This window comes from Flavobacterium sp. MEB061, from assembly GCF_000834715.1.
In the GTDB taxonomy this organism is placed as follows: Bacteria; Bacteroidota; Bacteroidia; order Flavobacteriales; family Flavobacteriaceae; genus Flavobacterium; species Flavobacterium pectinovorum.
On record NZ_JXQR01000023.1, the window covers coordinates 48556 to 67299 of the forward strand.

An 18744-nucleotide genomic window follows, 5' to 3' on the forward strand; every position below is an offset into this window, starting at 1 on the left:
CTACTTTGCTTTTTGGTAATACAATTTGTTTACTAATTCCTTCAACTTAGTTTTAGAAGCATTCAATTGTGATTTTGATGTTCCTTCAGAAATGTTGAGCATGCCGGCTATTTCCTTGTGTCCGTAACCTTCTATAACAAAAAGGTTAAAAACAGTTTTACAGCCATCCGGAATATGATTCAATAAATTGAGCAAATCTTCTTCTTCGAGCGAATTGATCTCGTCAGTAAAAGGTTGCGAAAGCAGTTTGACATCGTCTAAATACATATTAAAGTTTGTATTTTTCTTGATCGTTGCCAAACAGTGGTTAACCGCTATTTTTCTTGCCCATGCCTCAAAAGCTTTATCTTCTTTTAGCTGTTCTATTTTTGTAAAGATGGTATAGAAAGCATCAGCCATGGCTTCTTCAATTTCTTCTTCCTTCTTTAAGTATCGTTTGCAAACGCGATACAGTTTTGGAGCCATATGCTCATAAACCTGACGCTGTGCGTCGCGGTTCATTTTTTTGCAGCCGGATATTTGATTTTCGTTTATCACAATTGGTGTCTTTCTTATATAGAGAGATAAAAAGATAAAAAGGTTGGGACGAGGTTAAAAAAAAGTTTTTTTTTAAAGGTTCAAACTAACAAAGATACAAAGGTTCAAGGTTTTATCGTTGAACATATTTGTAGAGGCGCATTTGTAGAGGCGCACAGCGGTGCGTCTCCCTCAAAGATATTCGCCAATTTTTTTTAAGGGATTAAAATCCCTTGCTACAAAATAAATCATTCCTCCGGAATTTTATAAAGAGTTCCGGAGGAACGGATCATATTGTAGGGATGGATTTTAATCCATCATTCGCAATTGAATCGACAATGTATATATCATTCTAAATATATGAATGTGGAAATTCTTTGCGGGAGACGCACTGCTGTGAGCCTCTACGATTAACGTTGTGGTTATGAATTGTGTATTACTTAAATGGTAAAACCAACTTAAAAATCTTCGTTTCTAAAAGTTCCGTATCATTATCCTCGCACAATAAAAACTCGATTTTATCATTTGATTTTTTATAGAAAGTCAAGCCTTCAAATTTATTTGTGGATGTTATTTTTTGTGTAAAATCAATTTTCATGGTTTTAAGATCGATTCTACCAATGAAGCTTCCCAAAATATCACCGTCGTCGTAAGTTGATTTTGTGTCTTCGGCAGTTGAGAGAAAATAAATTTTATCTTCGACCAAAATAGCATCGGTAAAACTAGAACGAACACCTTTTATTTTTGGAAGTTTATAATTGGTTGCCACCAAAGCAAATTCTTCACCCAGACTTTTAGCGTGAATCGTAAAAATGGTGTTTTTATTTGAAATTCCGTTGCCCCGATTGAATAAATACCAGTTTTCGCCATCAAAAATAGCACCTTCCAGATTGAAATCTTCTGGTTTTATAGCACCAAAATTTTGCATTACGGCATATAAATCCACCAAATTATTTTTTTGCAAAATGGTTTTGGTTTTCAAATCAAAAGCAATCATTTTGTTTCTGTTTTCGGTTGAACCGGAACCAAAAACATAAAGTGTGTCATTATGATGCGTTACAGATTCAAAATCTGGTTTTATGTTTTTTGGAATATTTTGCGACGGATTATCAATTAAGGGATGATGGCTTAATTGCTGATTCTGCATATTGTATTCGTATAAAAATCCGCTGTTATCGCCAATGATATACAATGAATCGTTATTGAAAAATAATCCTGATGCCGAACCGATTCCGATGATTTGAAATAATATTTCTAATGTGAATTTTTCCATGAATGTTGTTTTGAAAATAAATGCCGATAATTAGAGTCAGAAATCTAATGAGCATCCTTAGGTATATTAGACGAAAATATGAAATAATCTTTTTAAATTACTTAAAACATAATTCCATATTTCTCTTTACCGTCCAGATTCAAAATTGTATTAATACTTTGAAGTTCTTTTTTTTGATTTTCTGCTGTTTCATAAGAAAGTTTAATAATTTCTGGATTAAGGGGAAATGTAGAGTGTTTATTTAAAATAAATCGATGGCTTGGTAAATTAAGTATATTGCCAGTTGATATATTAGTAATTAAAACTCCCGAAACTCTTGTGAATTTTGGAATTTCAGAATTGAACATTGAAGATTCATAAAATGCCCAATCTACATCATGTTGAAGATTGAATTGGAAGTTCAAGTTTAAACATATTATAAAAGGATATGGTAATTTACCATAACGACCAGCTTTGTTTTTGAAACTTTTTAAGATTTTGTTTGCATCATTATCGCTAGACTGAATTGTTACTGGCATAAATTGTAAACCAATCGGTCTGAAATCGGGGTCAAGTTTAGCAGCATCAGTTTTAGGATATAAGTTGACATGTATATGAACTTCTTCATCAGAATATTTTAGAGAATAATATCCAAATATAGAGTGAATACCTTTTTCTAGTTCTGATGGATCTAATTCTGCTAGTTTTTGTTCAAAAGCACGCTTTAGCTTACCGACTTTAGGAAATTTATTTGTTTTAAATTTTAGATCTTTAAGGGCAAGCCAAAAGATTGGTGATTGCATTTTATTTAATTCATCTATGAATTTTTCTTTGAGGTTTTCTTTTTTGGTTTCTAAATCGGATAAATATGAAACAGTAGTAGCTTCTATAAATATTTTTTCTTGACCTTTTGTTGCTAAGAAATCAGGACGGCGTGTTGTTCCTTGTATTTCTGGGTGAGGCTCAAGAATATAACCTTGACAGAAGTAAATCTCATGAACAAATAATTCATAAAATGCATTATAGAAGTGATTTTTAAAATTATTTTTTAAGTCTGTTTTATATGAGGTAGGATAATTCTCAAACCATTTATTTAGTAATTCTCGAATCTTAACAATATGATATTGTTGATTTGTGTCATAATATTCGTAAACATTTTGATTAGTCTCAGCTCGTTTATAATTATCTCTAAATTTATCTTCGAATAATTTCATTATTTTACCTTTAATTCGATAATATTATTTTGAAAACCAATGTCTAGCCCTGATAGTAATGAAAATACTTTGAGAAGAAATTGTATTTTTTACTGACAGAACAAAGCAACCGGCGTAAGCTCTTGTTGTGGCTTGTTAAAAAACAATTTATCGAAAAAGTATTGTAATGAATAGCAGGAATATGCTTCGTAAAAATAGTATATTTACTTGTATAAAAACTGAAAATATATGAAATCGATAGATCCGAAAGATTTTAAAGTTACAGATAAAATAAAATTATCCAAGATTCCAACTTTATTAGATATAGAAGCTGATGATGAAGAGAAAGAAGAAAAAATAGACAAAGTGAGAGACAAATTAAGCGATTTGCAGGACGTAATGTATTCGCATAATAAATACAGCGTTTTAATTTGTTTGCAGGGAATGGATACATCCGGAAAAGATAGTTTGATTCGGGAAGTTTTTAAAGAATTTAATCCGCGTGGAGTAGTGGTGCATAGTTTTAAAACGCCCAATTCGACAGAGTTAGAACACGATTATTTATGGCGCCATTATATCGCTTTACCCGAAAAAGGAAAATTTGCGATTTTTAACCGCACGCATTATGAGAATGTTTTGGTTACGCGCGTGCATCCGGAATATATTTTGGCAGAGAATTTACCGGGAATAAATTCTGTGGATGATATTACGCCTAAATTTTGGAAAAAAAGAATTGAACAAATCAATAATTTCGAAAGTCATATTGCCGAAAACGGAACGATTGTCATGAAGTTTTTTCTGCATTTGAGCAAAGAAGAGCAGAGAGAACGATTGTTACGCCGTTTGGAAGAAGGAAAGCACAATTGGAAGTTTTCTCCGGGCGACCTGAAAGAACGCGAGCATTGGGACGAATACCAACAATATTATGAGGAAGCTATAAACAGAACTTCGACAGAGCACGCGCCTTGGTTTGTAGTTCCTGCCGATGATAAAGAAATGGCTCGCTATATTGTGGCCAAAATTATCTGGGAAGAAATGAAAAAATACACGGATATTAAAGAACCGGAATTAGACGACAAAATAAAAGCCAACTTTGAAATGTATAAGAAGGAATTATCGGGGAATAAATAATTAGATAATTTGTCAATTGAGATAATTAGATAATTTTTGTCAGGATGAATAATGGCTGTTCCTTATTATTATATAGATATTTTAGAACTTCCATAAAATTATAAACCCGGCAGATTGTGAGGATCTGCCGGGATTATTACCAAAAACAAAAGAATAAAAATGAAAGTATTTTTTACAAATCAAATCCATACGCTAAACGAAGCGCTACCTGATTTGTTTTGAATTTATTGTAATCTTCGTAACGTACACTGATATCAATGTATTTGTTAGCATATCCAATTCCGGGTGCCCATAAAAAAGTAGTATCGTCATAACCGTTTGTTACGGCAAAACCGGCACCAACTTCACCAAGAACATAAAATTGATCTTCCCATACAAAAGCTTTAAAACCAGCTTTTGCCGGAATAAATCCAAGATCATTTACATCAACTCCATTTTCATCTTTTCCCATAAATAAATTGGTGAAACCAGTAGTTAATGTAAGTGAAGTTCTTCTTGATAAATCATATTGTAAACGAACGTCACCACCAAGAGACCAATCGTAAGCATTATCAGTTGGCAAACCACCGTTTACCCCAAAACCTAATCTAAATCCCTGATCGTAATTTTTTACTTCACTGTCTTGAGCGAATGTTGTGTTGGTGTATAAAAAAGCAAAAGCAGCAAGGCATATAAATTGTAATTTTCTCATGACAATATTTTTTAATTATTAATAGTGTAAAATTAAACGCAAGGCATTTGGTGTTTGTTATATAATTTTTTGAAATTTTTATATAATCTCGTATTGAGCTATTAAATGCTTAATATTTGCTTATAATTTTAATAATACCTAAGAATTCAAAGCTTCTGATTATCTTTGCCGGGATTAACGACAGCAGCAATATTTGTGTATATTCGCTTTCATTAGTCAACCAAAAAATTAATCCATAATTCATCTTCAAATAACTAAATTTGGAGATTAAAATATAAGTAACAGATTCTCACAGATTATTTTTAAAATAATTTTAATCCGTTCAATCTGTGGTAAAAAATATAAACAAAAAAATAAATTAAATAAAAATGGAATTACCTAAATTTTTACTTGGAGATAATACTGATTTCCCAGATGACATTTTCATCATTCACCTTGATTACCCAAGGTTTATAATCAATTTAAAAGATGATGAGGTTGAATTTATGGAAGAAGCCGAAGATCTTGATGAAGCTGAATTGAATGCTGAAATGGAAGGACTAATTGTTTTGGCTAATGAGTTTTACGATAGAGAAATAAACCGTTACGAAGAATAGAGAATCTGTAAGTATCGGCTTCAGCCCAAAACATTTAAATCTTTTTGATGAAAAATTTACGTTTTTTAAAACCTGTTTTTAATTTTATAGCAATCGGATTGCTAATTACCACTTTAAGTAGAATCTTTTTATTTTTTCTTTTTAAAGATAGAGTTGTCGAAACGCCTAATTTCTGGTATATTTTTCCAATCGGTCTTCGAATGGATTTGATTTTACTTTGTTATTTGTCTTTTCTTCCCGCTGTACTAATTACATTTTTGCCTAATAAATGGCTTAAGTTTACGAATACATTTTTGGTAATTTATAGTTTTTTATTCCTGTTTCTGATTTTGTTTGTAGAATTGGCTTCGCCGGATTTTGTAAAACAATACGATACACGTCCGAATAAAATTTTCTTAGATTATCTGATTTACCCTAAAGAAGTAGTTGGAATGCTTTTAAAAAGCTACCTGACTTCGATTATTGTGACTTTCCTGATTTTGGGAGTTGTGATTTATTTGGCGCTCAAAAAAGGAAAACAGTTTTTCCATTCTACAAGTGCCGAATATAAATTCAAACTGATGATTTTTCCATTAGTGGCTTTTTTATTGTTCTTTGGAGCACGTTCAAGTTTGGTTTCAAAACGTCCAATTAACGCCAGTAATGCTGTTTTTTCTACAGATCAATTGACAAATTGTTTGGGATTAAATTCATTTTATACCGTTGCTTTTGCTGCCTATTCGATTAAAAACGAAGGAAACACAAAAATGTATGGTAAAATGGACGAAGCCGAAGCAATCGCTCGTGTAAAAAAATACATGATAGCCGGAAAAGGTGATTTTAATGATGCTGATATTCCGTTTTTACATGTGCAGCAGCCGGATTCTCTGATGAAGAAACCATATAACTTAGTAATCTTTTTACAGGAAAGTTTAGGAGCTGAATATGTTGGAATTTTAGGAGGAAAGCCATTAACACCGGAATTTGATAAATTATCCAAAGAAGGTTTGTTGTTTACTAACTTATATTGCACAGGAACCCGAAGCGTACGCGGAATTGAAGCGGTTGTAACAGGATTTTTGCCGTCACCGTCTGAAAGTGTTGTGAAGTTAGGAAACTCCCAACAAGGATTTTTCACGCTTGCAGATGCTTTAAAACAAAAAGGTTATGACACTAGTTTTATTTATGGCGGAATGGCAAATTTTGATAATATGGCTTCATTTTTCAACGGAAATGGCTTTGAGGATATCGTAGATCAAACAGATTTTGAATCGGACGGAAATGAATATGCGTTTAAAGGAACCTGGGGTTATTCTGATGAAGATTTGGTAACAAAAGCAAATAATTATTTTAAAGCAAAAGGGAATAAGCCTTTCTTTTCTTTAATGTTTTCGACTTCAAATCACGAACCTTTTGAATATCCGGCAGGAAGAATTAAAACGTATGACAAAACGGCTGCGACAGTAAATAATGCAATGAAATATGCCGATTTTTCGATTGGGAAATTCTTTGAAATGGCAAAAAAAGAAGCTTATTTCAAAAACACGATTTTCATCGTAATCGCGGATCATAATACAAGAACCTACGGTAAAAATTTAGTGCCAATAAACAAATTCCATATTCCGGCCTTAATTATGGGGCCAGGAGTTGCAAAAGGAGTTTCATATAACAAACTGGCAAGTCAAATTGATATTCCGCCAACATTATTGGGTTATTTAGGAATTCCTTTTGAAACGCCAATGGTGGGAAGAAACCTAAATCAATTGGATCCAAAAACACAAGGAAGATCGATTATGCAGTTTAATGATATCAACGCATTTAGAGTTGAAAATCAGGTTGTAATTATGCAGCCAAATTTGAAACCTCTGCAATTCGAAATCAAAAATGATACAACCTTAATTCCTGTAAAATTAAATGAAGAATTAGCAAAAGATGCTTTGGCGCATGTTATTACAGCAGGTAATTTATATAAGGAGAATAAGTATAAGTTGAGAGGAACTAAATAGGTCCAAAGGAAAATGGTTCAAAGCGACAAAAGTTTTTACTCTGTCCCTTTGAACCTTTGCTACTTTGTCCCTTTGTTAAAATACAATTTTAATAAACTCTGAGCAGCTGCAAAAGGTGAAATTTCATCGTTTTGCACTGCTTTTTTGTTTTGTTCTAATTGTGAAATTATTTCCGGTTGATTATAGAAGTTGAATTTTAGTTGCTCGTTTATGGTTTCCATCATCCAGAAATGATTCTGCTCTTTTCGTTTTTCCTGAAAAAAGCCTGTTTTATTTGTCATTTCAAAATAAGCAGAAATTGTGTTCCAAATCTCTGATACACCTTCTTTTGTAATTGCGCTGCAAGTGGTAACTTTTGGCTGCCAATTTGATTTTTTTGGAGGAAATAAATGCAAAGCCCTGTTGAATTCAAGTTTCGCCTGATTTGCTTTTTTGATGTTATCGCCATCTGCTTTATTGATGACAATAGTATCTGCCATTTCCATAATGCCGCGTTTAATGCCCTGAAGTTCATCTCCGGCACCTGAAATCTTTAATAATAGAAAAAAGTCTACCATACTGTGTACAGCAGTTTCACTTTGCCCAACACCAACGGTTTCTATAATGATCGTATCAAAACCTGCAGCTTCGCATAAAATAATTGATTCACGGGTTTTTCTGGCTACGCCGCCCAAAGTATCTCCGGAAGCACTTGGCCTGATAAAAGCATTTTCATCTTTCACGAGTTCTTCCATTCGGGTTTTATCACCCAGAATACTCCCGTGCGAAAGCGAACTGCTTGGATCAACGGCCAAAACAGCAACTTTTTTACCCAGCTGTGTCAGGAAAGTTCCAAAAGCTTCGATAAAAGTACTTTTTCCAACGCCGGGAACACCTGTAATTCCTATTCTGATCGATTTATTGGCATGAGGCAAACATCCATTAATAACTTCATTTGCTTTTTCAGCATGTTCGGGATTTGTGCTTTCTACTAAAGTTATGGCACGGCTTAAAGAAGTTCTGTTTCCGTTAAGAATTCCGTCAATTAATTCATCTGAAGAAGGTTGCTTTCTCCTGTTTTTCTGAATTTGATTTATAGCAGAAATACTGGTAATTTCTGGGGGCGAAATTCCGGCTTTTTCTTGTAAACTGCTCGATTGTTTATTTGGACTTGGCAAAATACTTTTTTTGGTATTGTAAAAGTACAGAAAACATAAACAGTTTCAAAAAAAGGATTTTTGAAACTGTTTTATATAGAACACGAATTTCACAAATTAACACAAATTAATTGCAGAGTCTTTAAATGTTTTTAATTCGTGAAAATTAGTGAAATTTGTGTTTTAATATCCTGCTGTAAAACGAACTTGATGGTGTTTTGGAGTTTCTGTTTCGTCAGCGATAACAACTGCTAAATCTTCTACAGAAAGAATACTTCTTTGCTCATCATTAAAAACAGGATTTTCTAAACCTAAACGGTATTTTCCTGTTCTTCCGGTTGTAGTTCCTGCATGCATTTCGAAAGCCGGACTAAAAAATGCCCAATCTAAATCTTTTTCTTCTTTAATAATATTTAAATAATCTCTTGCGGCGCTTGCTCCCGGATAGATTTCTTTAGGAAAATCAGGAGTGTCAACTGCTTGTAAATCTGGTGCAACAAATAAACTTCCCGCACCACCGATCGTGATAAAACGTTTTACACCAGATTTTTTTGCAGCTTCCTGAATTGCTTTTGAACCTGCCAGAAAATCGTCATAAATATTTGGGTTTGTCCAACCTGGATTATAAGCGTTTATAATAACGTCATGTCCCTTTAAAACATCTGCCAAAGCATCAACATTAAAAATGTCTGTAGCAATCCATGTTGCGTTTGATGTTTCTTTCGGGTTTCTGGCAATAGCAGTAATGTTGTGATTTCTGTTTGCTAATTCGTTTAAAATAGCTGAGCCAACAAATCCTGTTGCTCCAATAATTGCGATTTTCATAATATATAATTTAATAGTAATAAAAAATGTTACAGTTTTGTATAAAAAAATAGCTTTAGAACTGATTCGAAAAATCTTCCAAAGAAATTCCTTCAAGTTGTAAACTAACTTTTTGATTCATATCTGCATATAAGGCAGATAGATTTTGATTGATTTTTTTTCCAACAGGACAATCCGGGTTGGGTTGATTTTTGGCATAACCTAAATTAATGGTTTCAAAAGTCATTTCGAAAATCTCTTTTAAGGTGATTTTACCTGGATCAATAGACAATTTTGTTCCGCCATTTTTACCTTCTTTACTTTCTACAATGTTGTGTGATTTCAAATTGGCAATTTCTTTTCGAACCAAAACAGGGTTCAGATTAATACTCCCCGCAATAAACTCCGATGATAAATAATCATTTGGGAATTTAGTGAGCAAAGTAAGAATGTGAATCGTAATGGCAAATTTACCTGAAAGCATACTGTAATAAAATATGTTACAAATGTAAGTTGTTTTATGAAATAAAAAAAAGTTTTAACTAAAATTTAATTTAAATAGAAGCTAAGATGAAACGGGAAGTGGTGCACATCATTTGTTTAAACAATGTGCATTCCTTTGATTGCTATTTGATTTTTGATTGATTTCTGATTGAAAAATAATAAACCCAAAGTATAAAAAGAAGTTGCAGTGGTATTCTAAACCATAGGTACGAAATGCCTTTGCCGCTATAATCGGCGGTTTGTAAATTTATATTGTGACATGCAGCATAGATGTTTGCAGGAAGCAACATTATAAAAAATACTATAAGTAGTTTGCCTGTAAGTGATGTTGTTTTTGGTATCAGAAGTCCTGCCGCCGCTACTAGTTCTATGATTCCAGTAATATATACAATTGTGATAGGTGAAGGTAAAAAAGAGATCATCATTGCCATTCCTTTGGCAAATGCAAAATGCCCAATCGCCGTAAATACAAGCATTGCAGCCATTGCTATTCTGCCAGCCTGTGAAACTTTAAATTTTTTAGTTGTTAATTTTATAATAAGTAGAACACTTGCAAAGACTCCGAATAAAATAATTAAGGTTTCCATATCTTTTTTATGCAAAGTTGCATCCTAAAGAAACCTAAAACAATGAACCTGGGTTAATAAATGCGTTTTCTTATTCTGCTTAAAGCTTGTGGAGTAATGCCAATATAAGAAGCAAGGTATTTTTGAGGAATTTTTTGAATCAATTGTGGTTGTTCTGTAAATAAATTGCGATAACGTTGCTCAGCAGAATCGTTAAGGAGCGAAAGTTCCCGCTTCGATTTTTTTAGAAATAATCCCTCACTTGCAAGACGCCCAAGAGTATTACCAATTTTTGTTTCGGCATAAATATCCTGAAGATCGCTATATGATATGCGCCAAAGTATGGTGTCAGCAAGAGTTTCAATGGTATAATTTACCGGTTGTCTTGTAATAAACGAATCATATCCACTTGCAAATTCTCCATCAAATACAAACGTAAAAGTGAGATCATTATCTTCACCCGGAATATAATACCGAACTAATCCTTTCTCTATAAACGAAAGATAATTTTCGACATGCCCCGTTTCAAGTATAGGCGTTTTCTTTGAAAATTCCTGACGTATTAGCTTTGACGAAAAAGTATTCCAGTCCTCATCTGAAAGTTTTGCCATTCGCTCAAAATTATCTCGTATTCGCTGCATTGATTTTTTAAATTACAGATTAAAAGTAATAAAAACTTTATGAAGCGGTATAATTTGTTTTATACATCAGCTTATAAATGCCTATTTTTGTGGCTACTTAACGATATGAACAACTTTATTCTAATATTCTTCTTTTTGTTTCTAGGATTGCTTTTAAAAAATATAAAGCAATTTCCAACGCATATCTATAAGAGTATCAATAAAATTGTCATGTATTTATGTTTGCCGGCAATTACTTTATATCATATTCCGAAAATAAAATGGAGCAATGAGTTATTGTTTCCAATAGGAGCGGGCTGGATTAGTTTTTTACTGGCTTTTGTTTTTTTTCATTTCTTAGGAAAAAGATTGGGCTGGTCAAATAAATTGATTGGCTGTTTAATTCTGACTGCAGGATTAAGCAATTCATCTTTTCTTGGATATCCAATTGTTGAAGCATTATTTGGGAAAAAGGGTTTAGAAACAGCAGTTTTGGTAGATCAGCCAGGAACTTTTGTTGTGGTTTCTACTTTGGGTGTTTTCGTTGCTGCTTTTTATTCTAAGGGAAGTCCGGACGCTCTAAGCATTTTTAAGAAAATTATCTTTTTTCCGCCGTTTATTACATTTGTTGTCGCTTGTTTGATGAATGTTTTTGAGTACGATTTAGAACTTAATCTTCAATCTCTTTTATTGAAATTGGGAAGTTTAGTTACACCATTAGCTTTATTTTCAGTTGGATTGCAATTGAGTTTTGATCGAAAAAGTCAGCACTGGCAATTTTTGCGACTTGGACTTTTTTTTCGACTAATTGTCACTCCGTTTATCATTTTGGTTTTATACGTTTTTGTTTTTAATCAGCATTCTGAAGCTATAAAAATCACCATTATTGAAATTGCAATGGCACCTATGATTACGGGTGCAATTTTGGCTTCGACTTATGGTTTAAAGCCAAAATTAAGCAGTATGATGATTGGTTTTGGAATTCCGATTTCGTTTGTAACCCTTGCTATATGGTACTTTGTAGTTAGTTTTATTTAGCTTATAATAGTAATTAGATAGAAAAGATAGAATTTTAACTTTTTTTTCGGAATTGAATGTTTTCCTTGTTCTTTTTTTGACTAATTTTAGATGAACTAAAAAAATACAATTATGTCAACATTAAGATTAGGCGATATAGCTCCGGATTTTTCTGCAGAAACTACCGAAGGACCAATTCATTTTCACGAATGGTTAGGAGATTCATGGGGAGTTTTATTTTCGCATCCTTCAGATTTTACACCGGTTTGTACAACTGAATTAGGAACAGTTGCTAATTACCTTCCTGAATTTACTAAAAGAAATACAAAAGTTATTGCTTTAAGCGTTGATGGTTTAGAGTCGCACAAAGAGTGGATAAAAGACATCAATGAAACTCAAAATACAACAGTAAATTTCCCGATAATTGCTGATGAGGATAAAAAAATAGCTACTTTATATGATATGCTTCATCCAAATGCAAGTGACAAATTTACGGTACGTTCTGTATTTGTTATTGGTGCCGACAAAAAAATAAAATTGACGCTAACGTACCCGGCTTCAACAGGAAGAAATTTTGATGAACTGCTTCGTGTTATCGATAGTTTGCAATTAACAGCAAATTATAGCGTTGCAACACCAGCAAACTGGAAAGATGGAGAAGATGTAGTAATTACTCCTGCGGTTCCGGACAGTGATATTCCTGCAAAATTTCCAAAAGGGCATACTCCAATAAAACCTTATTTGAGAATGACTCCACAACCGAATAAATAATTTTTTAGGTTATAAGATGCTAAGGCTCTAAGTTTCTAAGATTTTAATCTTAGAAACTTAGAGCCTTAATACTTTAGCAACTTTACTAAGCTTTCTTCATCAACTCATTCATTCTTTTTTTATCACCAACAACCCAGATAATATCGTTTTGTTCTAAAACCAAATGCGATTCTGGATTTAATATTCTGTTTCCGTTTCGTTCTATTCCAACAACCATTCCGTTAGTTTTTGTTCTGAATTGTCCGATACTTTTTTGAATAAATTCTTCGTCAGCAACTTCTAACTGGCGTAATACAATTTGAGATTCCTCTACAGATTTGGCCGTTTCGGTTTCATTCTGATTCAGGTATTTTGTAAACTCCGTAACCTGTGCATCGGTACCAATTACACAAATTTCATCACCTGGAAATAATCGCTCGGTTTTAGTCGGAATAGGGATTGTTACTTCTCCACGTCTTATATAGGCAATATTAATTCCGAGTTGTTCACGAATACGTAATTCCTGTAATGTTTTACCAGCCAGATTTGACTCTTTTCCAATTTCAAAAATAGACATGTGACCATCCCAAGGCATTAAATTAGCATAACGTCTGTCTATTTTTTTGTTTTCACGATCATTGAAATTCTTTAAAAAGTGATTTTCAATTTTATGATATTGTTCGTTGAGTTTTTTCGGGAATATTTGATAAGCTACAATAGCTATGATTAAGGCAACAAAAGCAACTAAAGGAGAGAAGAAAATATTTAATAAAAATCCAATAAAAAATAATCCTAAACTCATTCGGATTAAAATCATCATTAAAAGAGCTCCGCGATATTTACGTTCTTCCCAAAGTAATTCTACTTCCTCTACAGCAACGCGTCGTAATGAAAGTGCCCATAAAAAAGGAGCAATTATAACTAATGTAATAAGTGCAGCCAACGTATTTCCAAATCTTGTATCTGCGACCAATGGAGCAACAAATTTTGATGACAATAGAATAATGGCAGCAATAATAATCGTATTTAAAACAATTTGTATAATATAAGTATTAAGTACTTTTTGCCAGGTACTAACTGATTTTATAGCTTGTGCATTAAGACTGTAACGATTAATGTTTTTAACCCATTTTTTAGGTAATTTTTCTTCTAAATATTGTGAAAAAGGATCTGAATATTTAATTAAGAAAGGTGTCGTAAAAGTTGTAATGGCTGACACGGCAACAATTATCGGATATAAAAAATCACTTGTTACTTTTAGGCTCATTCCTAAAGTAGCAATAATAAAGGAGAATTCTCCTATTTGCGCCAAACTCATTCCCGTCTGAACAGATTGTCTAAGCGGCTGACCAGATAATAAAGCTCCGGTTGCAGAACTGAATGCTTTTCCAAAAATGGTTACCAACGTAATAATAGCAACAGGAAGTGCATACGTAACCAGTGTTTCGGGATTAATTAACATACCCACCGATACGAAGAAAACAGCACCAAATAAGTCTTTTACGGGTTGAATCAAATGTTCGATCTTTTCAGCCTGAGTTGTTTCTGCAATAATAGATCCCATTATAAAGGCGCCCAAAGCTGGAGAAAAACCAACATTTGCAGCGAACATAACCATCATCAAACAAAGTGCTAATGAAATAATTAGCAACATTTCATCAGTTAAAAGATGTTTTGCTTTTTTTAGAATAGTTGGAATAATAAAGATTCCTCCCAAAAACCAAATGATTAAAAAGAAAACTAATTTTAAAACAGATTGTAATAGTGCAGCGCCTGAAACCTGATCGCTTACGGCAACAGTTGCCAGTAAAACCATCATCAAAATGGCAACTATATCTTCAACAATTAAGGCTCCAAAAACAATTCCAACGAACTTTTTTCCTTTTACGCCAAGTTCATCAAAAGCACGAATAATAATTGTGGTTGATGAAATTGAAAGGGTAGCACCCAGAAAAATACTGTCCATTTTTCCCCAACCCATCCATTGGCCAATAAAATATCCAATGACGACCATGAATAAAATTTGAGTAATGGCAGTTATGGAGGATGTTCCGCCTACTTTCATCAGTTTCTTAAAACTAAATTCGAGTCCCAAACTAAAAAGCAAAAATATAACCCCAATTTCAGCCCAGACTTCAACACTTTTCATGTCTGTAACCGATGGAAAAAAGTCAAAGTGATTACCGGCTAAAAATCCGGCAATTAAATATCCTAATACTAAAGGCTGTTTCATTTTTTTAAATAACAATACAGCAATTCCGGCGGTCATCAGGATTAATCCCAAGTCGCTAATCAAAGGTTCTAAGTGGTGTGAAGTTTCTGCGGCGGCATTTAAGGCAATCATAAAAACGGTGTTTTAGTTCGGAGCTTCCTCCAGTTTTATTATGAGCTTTTACTAAAAAGCTTACATTTTAATCTGGTCTGGCTTCCCGAGGTAAATAAAAAAAGCTATCTCGATAAAGATAGCTTTTTTTGGCAAAATATTTTGTGTTTTATCTAAATTCCTGTGAAATTGCTAGGTGTTATCTGCATTAATTCTTCTTTAATTACATCAGAAACTTCTAAAGTCGCAATAAAATTATGAATTGCTTTTTTATCAATTGCTTCATTCGTTCTTGTCAAACCTTTTAAAGCTTCGTATGGATTTGGATACGCTTCACGACGTAAAATAGTCTGAATTGCTTCTGCTACAACTGCCCAGTTTTTCTCTAAATCTTCAGCAAATTTCCCTTCGTTTAAAAGTAATTTATTTAAACCTTTAAGAGATGCTTCAAAAGCAATAATGGTGTGTCCCATCGGAACGCCTATATTACGTAAAACAGTACTGTCTGTTAAATCACGCTGTAATCTTGAAATTGGTAATTTAGCTGCCAAATGTTCAAAGATAGCATTTGCAATTCCTAAGTTTCCTTCAGAGTTTTCAAAATCAATTGGGTTTACTTTATGTGGCATTGCAGATGATCCAATTTCTCCTGCTTTGATTTTTTGTTTAAAATAATCCATAGAAACATACGTCCAGATATCACGGTCTAAATCGATAATGATATTGTTGATTCTTTTTAAAGCATCAAAAAATGCAGCAAAATGATCATAATGTTCAATTTGTGTTGTTGGAAAAGAATGGTGTAAACCAAGTTCGTCCTGAACAAATTTACTTCCAAATTGTTTCCAGTCAATTTGCGGATAAGCAACATGATGTGCGTTGTAGTTTCCTGTTGCTCCACCAAATTTAGCAGCAAACGGAATATTAAACAACAAACGCATTTGCTCTTCAAGACGCTCTACAAAAACCAAAAGTTCTTTACCCAAACGAGTAGGAGAGGCTGGTTGTCCGTGCGTACGAGCTAACATTGGAATAGCTGCCCACTCAATGCTTAATTCTTTCAATTTAGAAATTAAAGCAATTAAAGATGGCATATAAACCTGCTCAAACGCTTCTTTTGTAGAAAGCGGAATTGCGGTATTGTTAATATCCTGAGAAGTTAATCCGAAGTGAATGAACTCTTTATATTGAGATAAGCCTAATTTTTCAAAAGCATCTTTAATGAAATATTCTACTGCTTTCACATCATGGTTGGTAACTTTTTCAGTTTCCTTAATCCAAAGTGCATCTTCAGTAGAGAATTTTTTGTAGATGTCTCTTAAACTGTCAAATAAACTTGGATTTACACCAGAAAGCTGTGGTAATGGCACTTCGCACAAGGCAATAAAGTATTCAATTTCAACCAATACACGGTATTTGATTAAAGCTTCTTCTGAGAAAAAAGGTGCTAATGAAAGGGTTTTGCTTCTATATCTTCCGTCAATTGGCGATATAGCATTCAATTCGTTTAAAGTAGTCATTGTTATGTTGTTTGTTCGAAAGTTGCAAATATAAGGTATTGTTAAAACTTCTGAAAATTACCGAAGCGTTATTATATATGAACTTTAAAATTAAATGATTGTTTTGAAAATTTTATCCCAAATTGTAAAATAGAAACCAAAATTATGAGCTTCATTTTTATGATGATTTGAATGAAATTTGGTTGTAGAGATCCATTTTGTGATGTTGCTATTGTACCAAAAATCAGGAAAAATATCTGTTTTTAAATGACCAAATATACCATAAGCCAAATTTAAAATCAGGTAAATAATAATACTGAGATAATTGAAATCGAGTATTGTAATCGAAAACAACCAAATACATCCAAAACCCAAAGTTTCTATAGGATGAAGTACATACAGGCTGTAAACACTGGTTTCGACATGTGTGTGATGAAGCTTATGAATAGGGCTGAACCATTTTAAATAATGCGCCAGAAAATGAAAGCAAAACATAAAAAAGTCCATTACTACGATCAATATTAAAGTGTCGAATAATATGGAGAAAAGAGATGGCGAAAAATCTATTTTGATAATTTCATATTGATACAATTCAAATCCTAAAAGGGTTATTACTGTGTTGCAAAACAAAGTTGCAATAATCCATTTGCGGTCTTTTTTACTCAATTTGGTATTTTCGTATTCTATGATTTTTGCCAAAATAACTGACAGATAAATCAGCGTTAGATTTTCAATCAAAAAGAAAACAAATAAGCACCCTAAATTGTACTCCGATAAATAGTGTAACCAACTTTGGAAGATCATATTTTCTTTTCTATTTCAAATAATTTCTCTCTTAAAATTGCAACGCCTTCAGATGCCGGTTTCGCAATTACTTCCACTTTGTTTTGAATATTAGGAAGCGAAATTGGTTTTGGATCAATATAAAAAACCGGCGTAATGCTATACGTATATGAAATTAATCCTGCGGCAGGATAAACTTGTAATGAAGTTCCGATAACGGCAAAATAATCTGCGGTTTCCGTAATTTCAATGGCGCTTTCGAGTGCAGGAACTTCTTCGCCAAACCATACAATATGCGGACGCAATTGATGCCCGTTTTCGTCAAAATCGCCTGTATATAAATCGTCTGTCCAATCGAGAATTAAATCACGATTTTTTGTACTTCTTACTTTTAATAATTCTCCATGCAAATGCAACACTTTTGTGCTTCCGGCGCGCTCGTGTAAATCATCTACATTTTGCGTAATAATATGAACATCAAAATCCTGTTCTAATTCGGCTAAAATTTGATGGCCTAAATTCGGCTGAACTTCCTTAAGCTGCTGACGTCTTTTATTATAAAAATCCAAAACCAATTCCTGGTTTTTATGCCAGCCTTCCGGCGTTGCCACTTCCATAACATCATGACCTTCCCACAAACCATCGCTGTCACGAAAAGTTTTTATTCCGCTTTCGGCACTAATTCCTGCTCCGGTTAAAACAACAAGTTTCTTTTTCATTTTATTTAATTAAAAGATAAAAATAATGATTTAGCCAAACAATAAAAGGGTATTTATACTTATTGTTTCATTCTTACAAATTATTTAATTTTAAGGTTAAAAAAATCAAAGAAAATTCGCCATGATTTTAATACAATTTACAGGATTATCAGGTTCAGGAAAAACGACATTGGCGCAAAATGTTCGTGGCTTGTTAATTGAAAATGGTTATAAAGCCGAAATTGTTGACGGTGATGTTTACAGAGAAACGATTTGCAAAGATTTAGGATTTTCTAAAGATGACAGATGCGAAAATGTCAGACGCCTTTTTAATGTAGGGCAAAATTTTATTAAAACAGATACGATTGTTTTGATGTCAGTAATAAATCCATACGAAAACCTGAGAAATGAATTGAGAATGCACGAATTTGTCAGAACTGTATTTTTGGATTGTTCCATAAATAATTTGATCAAAAGAGATCCGAAAGGGTTATATAAAAAAGCTTTATTGCCAGATCATGATCGTAATAAGATAAACAACTTTACAGGAATAAGCGATGTTTTTGAAATTCCTTCAAGTGCCGATTTAATATTAAAAACCGATTTTGAAACGGTGCCTTTTTCGACAAATAAACTCTATAATTTTATAATTGACAACATAGCTGGTTTGGCCTAATCTA

The 18744-nt window shown here is 33.0% G+C and carries 19 protein-coding genes; 6 read left to right on the plus strand and 13 right to left on the minus strand.

The genetic code is table 11. The features are described 5' to 3' along the window. The 3 genes from RT99_RS12855 to RT99_RS12865 form a co-directional block, all read right to left on the minus strand. Nucleotides 1-501 (minus strand): RNA polymerase sigma factor, encoded by a 501-nt coding sequence (locus RT99_RS12855; RefSeq protein ID WP_042565163.1) that lies wholly within the window; start codon nucleotides 499-501, stop codon nucleotides 1-3. A gap of 451 nt (nucleotides 502-952) precedes the next feature. Continuing rightward, nucleotides 953-1789, minus strand: coding sequence for a hypothetical protein (locus RT99_RS12860; protein ID WP_042565164.1), 837 nt, complete (start codon nucleotides 1787-1789; stop codon nucleotides 953-955). Nucleotides 1790-1890: 101 nt separating this feature from the next. Then, nucleotides 1891-2982 (minus strand): hypothetical protein, encoded by a 1092-nt coding sequence (locus RT99_RS12865; protein ID WP_042565165.1) that lies wholly within the window; start codon nucleotides 2980-2982, stop codon nucleotides 1891-1893. Nucleotides 2983-3210: 228 nt separating this feature from the next. Here RT99_RS12865 and RT99_RS12870 point away from each other — a divergent pair, with 228 nt between their 5' ends. Continuing rightward, on the plus strand, nucleotides 3211-4092 hold the full coding sequence (locus RT99_RS12870) for a PPK2 family polyphosphate kinase (RefSeq protein ID WP_042565166.1): 882 nt from the start codon (nucleotides 3211-3213) through the stop codon (nucleotides 4090-4092). Nucleotides 4093-4264: 172 nt separating this feature from the next. Here the strand turns inward: RT99_RS12870 and RT99_RS12875 are convergent, their stop codons facing one another. Further along, the gene (locus RT99_RS12875) at nucleotides 4265-4783 is read right to left on the minus strand and encodes a hypothetical protein (protein ID WP_042565167.1); all 519 of its coding nucleotides are present in this window, start codon (nucleotides 4781-4783) and stop codon (nucleotides 4265-4267) included. Between the two features lie 368 nt (nucleotides 4784-5151). Between RT99_RS12875 and RT99_RS12880 the strand changes: the two genes are divergently transcribed. Next, nucleotides 5152-5379 (plus strand): hypothetical protein, encoded by a 228-nt coding sequence (locus RT99_RS12880; RefSeq protein WP_017495128.1) that lies wholly within the window; start codon nucleotides 5152-5154, stop codon nucleotides 5377-5379. Between the two features lie 47 nt (nucleotides 5380-5426). Beyond that, on the plus strand, nucleotides 5427-7364 hold the full coding sequence (locus tag RT99_RS12885) for an LTA synthase family protein (RefSeq protein WP_042565168.1): 1938 nt from the start codon (nucleotides 5427-5429) through the stop codon (nucleotides 7362-7364). A 59-nt stretch (nucleotides 7365-7423) separates the two neighbouring features. Here RT99_RS12885 and meaB read toward each other — a convergent pair whose 3' ends face one another. From meaB to RT99_RS12910, 5 genes are all read right to left on the minus strand, one after another. Beyond that, nucleotides 7424-8521: a methylmalonyl Co-A mutase-associated GTPase MeaB gene (gene meaB, locus RT99_RS12890; protein ID WP_042565169.1), complete on the minus strand. Its 1098-nt coding sequence runs from the start codon at nucleotides 8519-8521 to the stop codon at nucleotides 7424-7426. Nucleotides 8522-8683: 162 nt separating this feature from the next. Beyond that, nucleotides 8684-9325: an NAD(P)-dependent oxidoreductase gene (locus RT99_RS12895; protein ID WP_042565251.1), complete on the minus strand. Its 642-nt coding sequence runs from the start codon at nucleotides 9323-9325 to the stop codon at nucleotides 8684-8686. Between the two features lie 55 nt (nucleotides 9326-9380). After that, nucleotides 9381-9788, minus strand: coding sequence for an Rrf2 family transcriptional regulator (locus RT99_RS12900; RefSeq protein WP_042565170.1), 408 nt, complete (start codon nucleotides 9786-9788; stop codon nucleotides 9381-9383). Nucleotides 9789-9930: 142 nt separating this feature from the next. Beyond that, complete coding sequence (locus RT99_RS12905; protein ID WP_042565171.1) at nucleotides 9931-10395, minus strand: membrane protein; 465 nt, start codon at nucleotides 10393-10395, stop codon at nucleotides 9931-9933. A 53-nt stretch (nucleotides 10396-10448) separates the two neighbouring features. Beyond that, nucleotides 10449-11015 carry a Crp/Fnr family transcriptional regulator gene (locus RT99_RS12910; RefSeq protein WP_042565172.1) on the minus strand — a complete coding sequence of 189 codons (567 nt, stop codon included), beginning with the start codon at nucleotides 11013-11015 and terminating at the stop codon, nucleotides 10449-10451. A gap of 105 nt (nucleotides 11016-11120) precedes the next feature. Here RT99_RS12910 and RT99_RS12915 point away from each other — a divergent pair, with 105 nt between their 5' ends. Together RT99_RS12915 and RT99_RS12920 are read left to right on the plus strand one after the other, a co-directional pair. Further along, nucleotides 11121-12032 (plus strand): AEC family transporter, encoded by a 912-nt coding sequence (locus tag RT99_RS12915; protein ID WP_042565173.1) that lies wholly within the window; start codon nucleotides 11121-11123, stop codon nucleotides 12030-12032. Between the two features lie 111 nt (nucleotides 12033-12143). Next, nucleotides 12144-12782: a peroxiredoxin gene (locus RT99_RS12920; RefSeq protein ID WP_042565174.1), complete on the plus strand. Its 639-nt coding sequence runs from the start codon at nucleotides 12144-12146 to the stop codon at nucleotides 12780-12782. 85 nt (nucleotides 12783-12867) lie between these two features. On the opposite strand, the gene RT99_RS12925 is transcribed toward RT99_RS12920, so the two are convergent. The 4 genes from RT99_RS12925 to RT99_RS12940 form a co-directional block, all read right to left on the minus strand. Continuing rightward, nucleotides 12868-15105, minus strand: coding sequence for a cation:proton antiporter (locus RT99_RS12925; RefSeq protein ID WP_042565175.1), 2238 nt, complete (start codon nucleotides 15103-15105; stop codon nucleotides 12868-12870). A 152-nt stretch (nucleotides 15106-15257) separates the two neighbouring features. After that, entirely contained in the window at nucleotides 15258-16604 is a 1347-nt protein-coding gene (gene purB, locus RT99_RS12930) for an adenylosuccinate lyase (protein ID WP_042565176.1), read from the minus strand. A 90-nt stretch (nucleotides 16605-16694) separates the two neighbouring features. Continuing rightward, nucleotides 16695-17282 (minus strand): sterol desaturase family protein, encoded by a 588-nt coding sequence (locus RT99_RS12935; protein WP_242607201.1) that lies wholly within the window; start codon nucleotides 17280-17282, stop codon nucleotides 16695-16697. A gap of 101 nt (nucleotides 17283-17383) precedes the next feature. Beyond that, complete coding sequence (locus RT99_RS12940) at nucleotides 17384-18085, minus strand: NAD-dependent deacylase (RefSeq protein ID WP_042565178.1); 702 nt, start codon at nucleotides 18083-18085, stop codon at nucleotides 17384-17386. A gap of 121 nt (nucleotides 18086-18206) precedes the next feature. Between RT99_RS12940 and cysC the strand changes: the two genes are divergently transcribed. Beyond that, nucleotides 18207-18740 carry an adenylyl-sulfate kinase gene (gene cysC / locus RT99_RS12945; protein ID WP_042565179.1) on the plus strand — a complete coding sequence of 178 codons (534 nt, stop codon included), beginning with the start codon at nucleotides 18207-18209 and terminating at the stop codon, nucleotides 18738-18740. The last annotated feature ends 4 nt before the right edge of the window (nucleotides 18741-18744 follow it).

What these genes read in the sequence shown, in the direction of transcription:
- RT99_RS12940 (WP_042565178.1), bottom strand. Translation starts at nt 18,085, where the DNA reads ATGAAAAAGAAACTTGTTGTTTTAACCGGAGCAGGAATTAGTGCCGAA.
- purB (WP_042565176.1), bottom strand. Translation starts at nt 16,604, where the DNA reads ATGACTACTTTAAACGAATTGAATGCTATATCGCCAATTGACGGAAGA.
- RT99_RS12900 (WP_042565170.1), bottom strand. Translation starts at nt 9,788, where the DNA reads ATGCTTTCAGGTAAATTTGCCATTACGATTCACATTCTTACTTTGCTC.
- RT99_RS12925 (WP_042565175.1), bottom strand. Translation starts at nt 15,105, where the DNA reads ATGATTGCCTTAAATGCCGCCGCAGAAACTTCACACCACTTAGAACCT.
- RT99_RS12875 (WP_042565167.1), bottom strand. Translation starts at nt 4,783, where the DNA reads ATGAGAAAATTACAATTTATATGCCTTGCTGCTTTTGCTTTTTTATAC.
- RT99_RS12880 (WP_017495128.1), top strand. Translation starts at nt 5,152, where the DNA reads ATGGAATTACCTAAATTTTTACTTGGAGATAATACTGATTTCCCAGAT.
- RT99_RS12855 (WP_042565163.1), bottom strand. Translation starts at nt 501, where the DNA reads ATGAACCGCGACGCACAGCGTCAGGTTTATGAGCATATGGCTCCAAAA.
- RT99_RS12860 (WP_042565164.1), bottom strand. Translation starts at nt 1,789, where the DNA reads ATGGAAAAATTCACATTAGAAATATTATTTCAAATCATCGGAATCGGT.
- RT99_RS12905 (WP_042565171.1), bottom strand. Translation starts at nt 10,395, where the DNA reads ATGGAAACCTTAATTATTTTATTCGGAGTCTTTGCAAGTGTTCTACTT.
- RT99_RS12895 (WP_042565251.1), bottom strand. Translation starts at nt 9,325, where the DNA reads ATGAAAATCGCAATTATTGGAGCAACAGGATTTGTTGGCTCAGCTATT.
- RT99_RS12865 (WP_042565165.1), bottom strand. Translation starts at nt 2,982, where the DNA reads ATGAAATTATTCGAAGATAAATTTAGAGATAATTATAAACGAGCTGAG.
- RT99_RS12885 (WP_042565168.1), top strand. Translation starts at nt 5,427, where the DNA reads ATGAAAAATTTACGTTTTTTAAAACCTGTTTTTAATTTTATAGCAATC.
- RT99_RS12870 (WP_042565166.1), top strand. Translation starts at nt 3,211, where the DNA reads ATGAAATCGATAGATCCGAAAGATTTTAAAGTTACAGATAAAATAAAA.
- cysC (WP_042565179.1), top strand. Translation starts at nt 18,207, where the DNA reads ATGATTTTAATACAATTTACAGGATTATCAGGTTCAGGAAAAACGACA.
- RT99_RS12915 (WP_042565173.1), top strand. Translation starts at nt 11,121, where the DNA reads ATGAACAACTTTATTCTAATATTCTTCTTTTTGTTTCTAGGATTGCTT.
- RT99_RS12910 (WP_042565172.1), bottom strand. Translation starts at nt 11,015, where the DNA reads ATGCAGCGAATACGAGATAATTTTGAGCGAATGGCAAAACTTTCAGAT.
- RT99_RS12920 (WP_042565174.1), top strand. Translation starts at nt 12,144, where the DNA reads ATGTCAACATTAAGATTAGGCGATATAGCTCCGGATTTTTCTGCAGAA.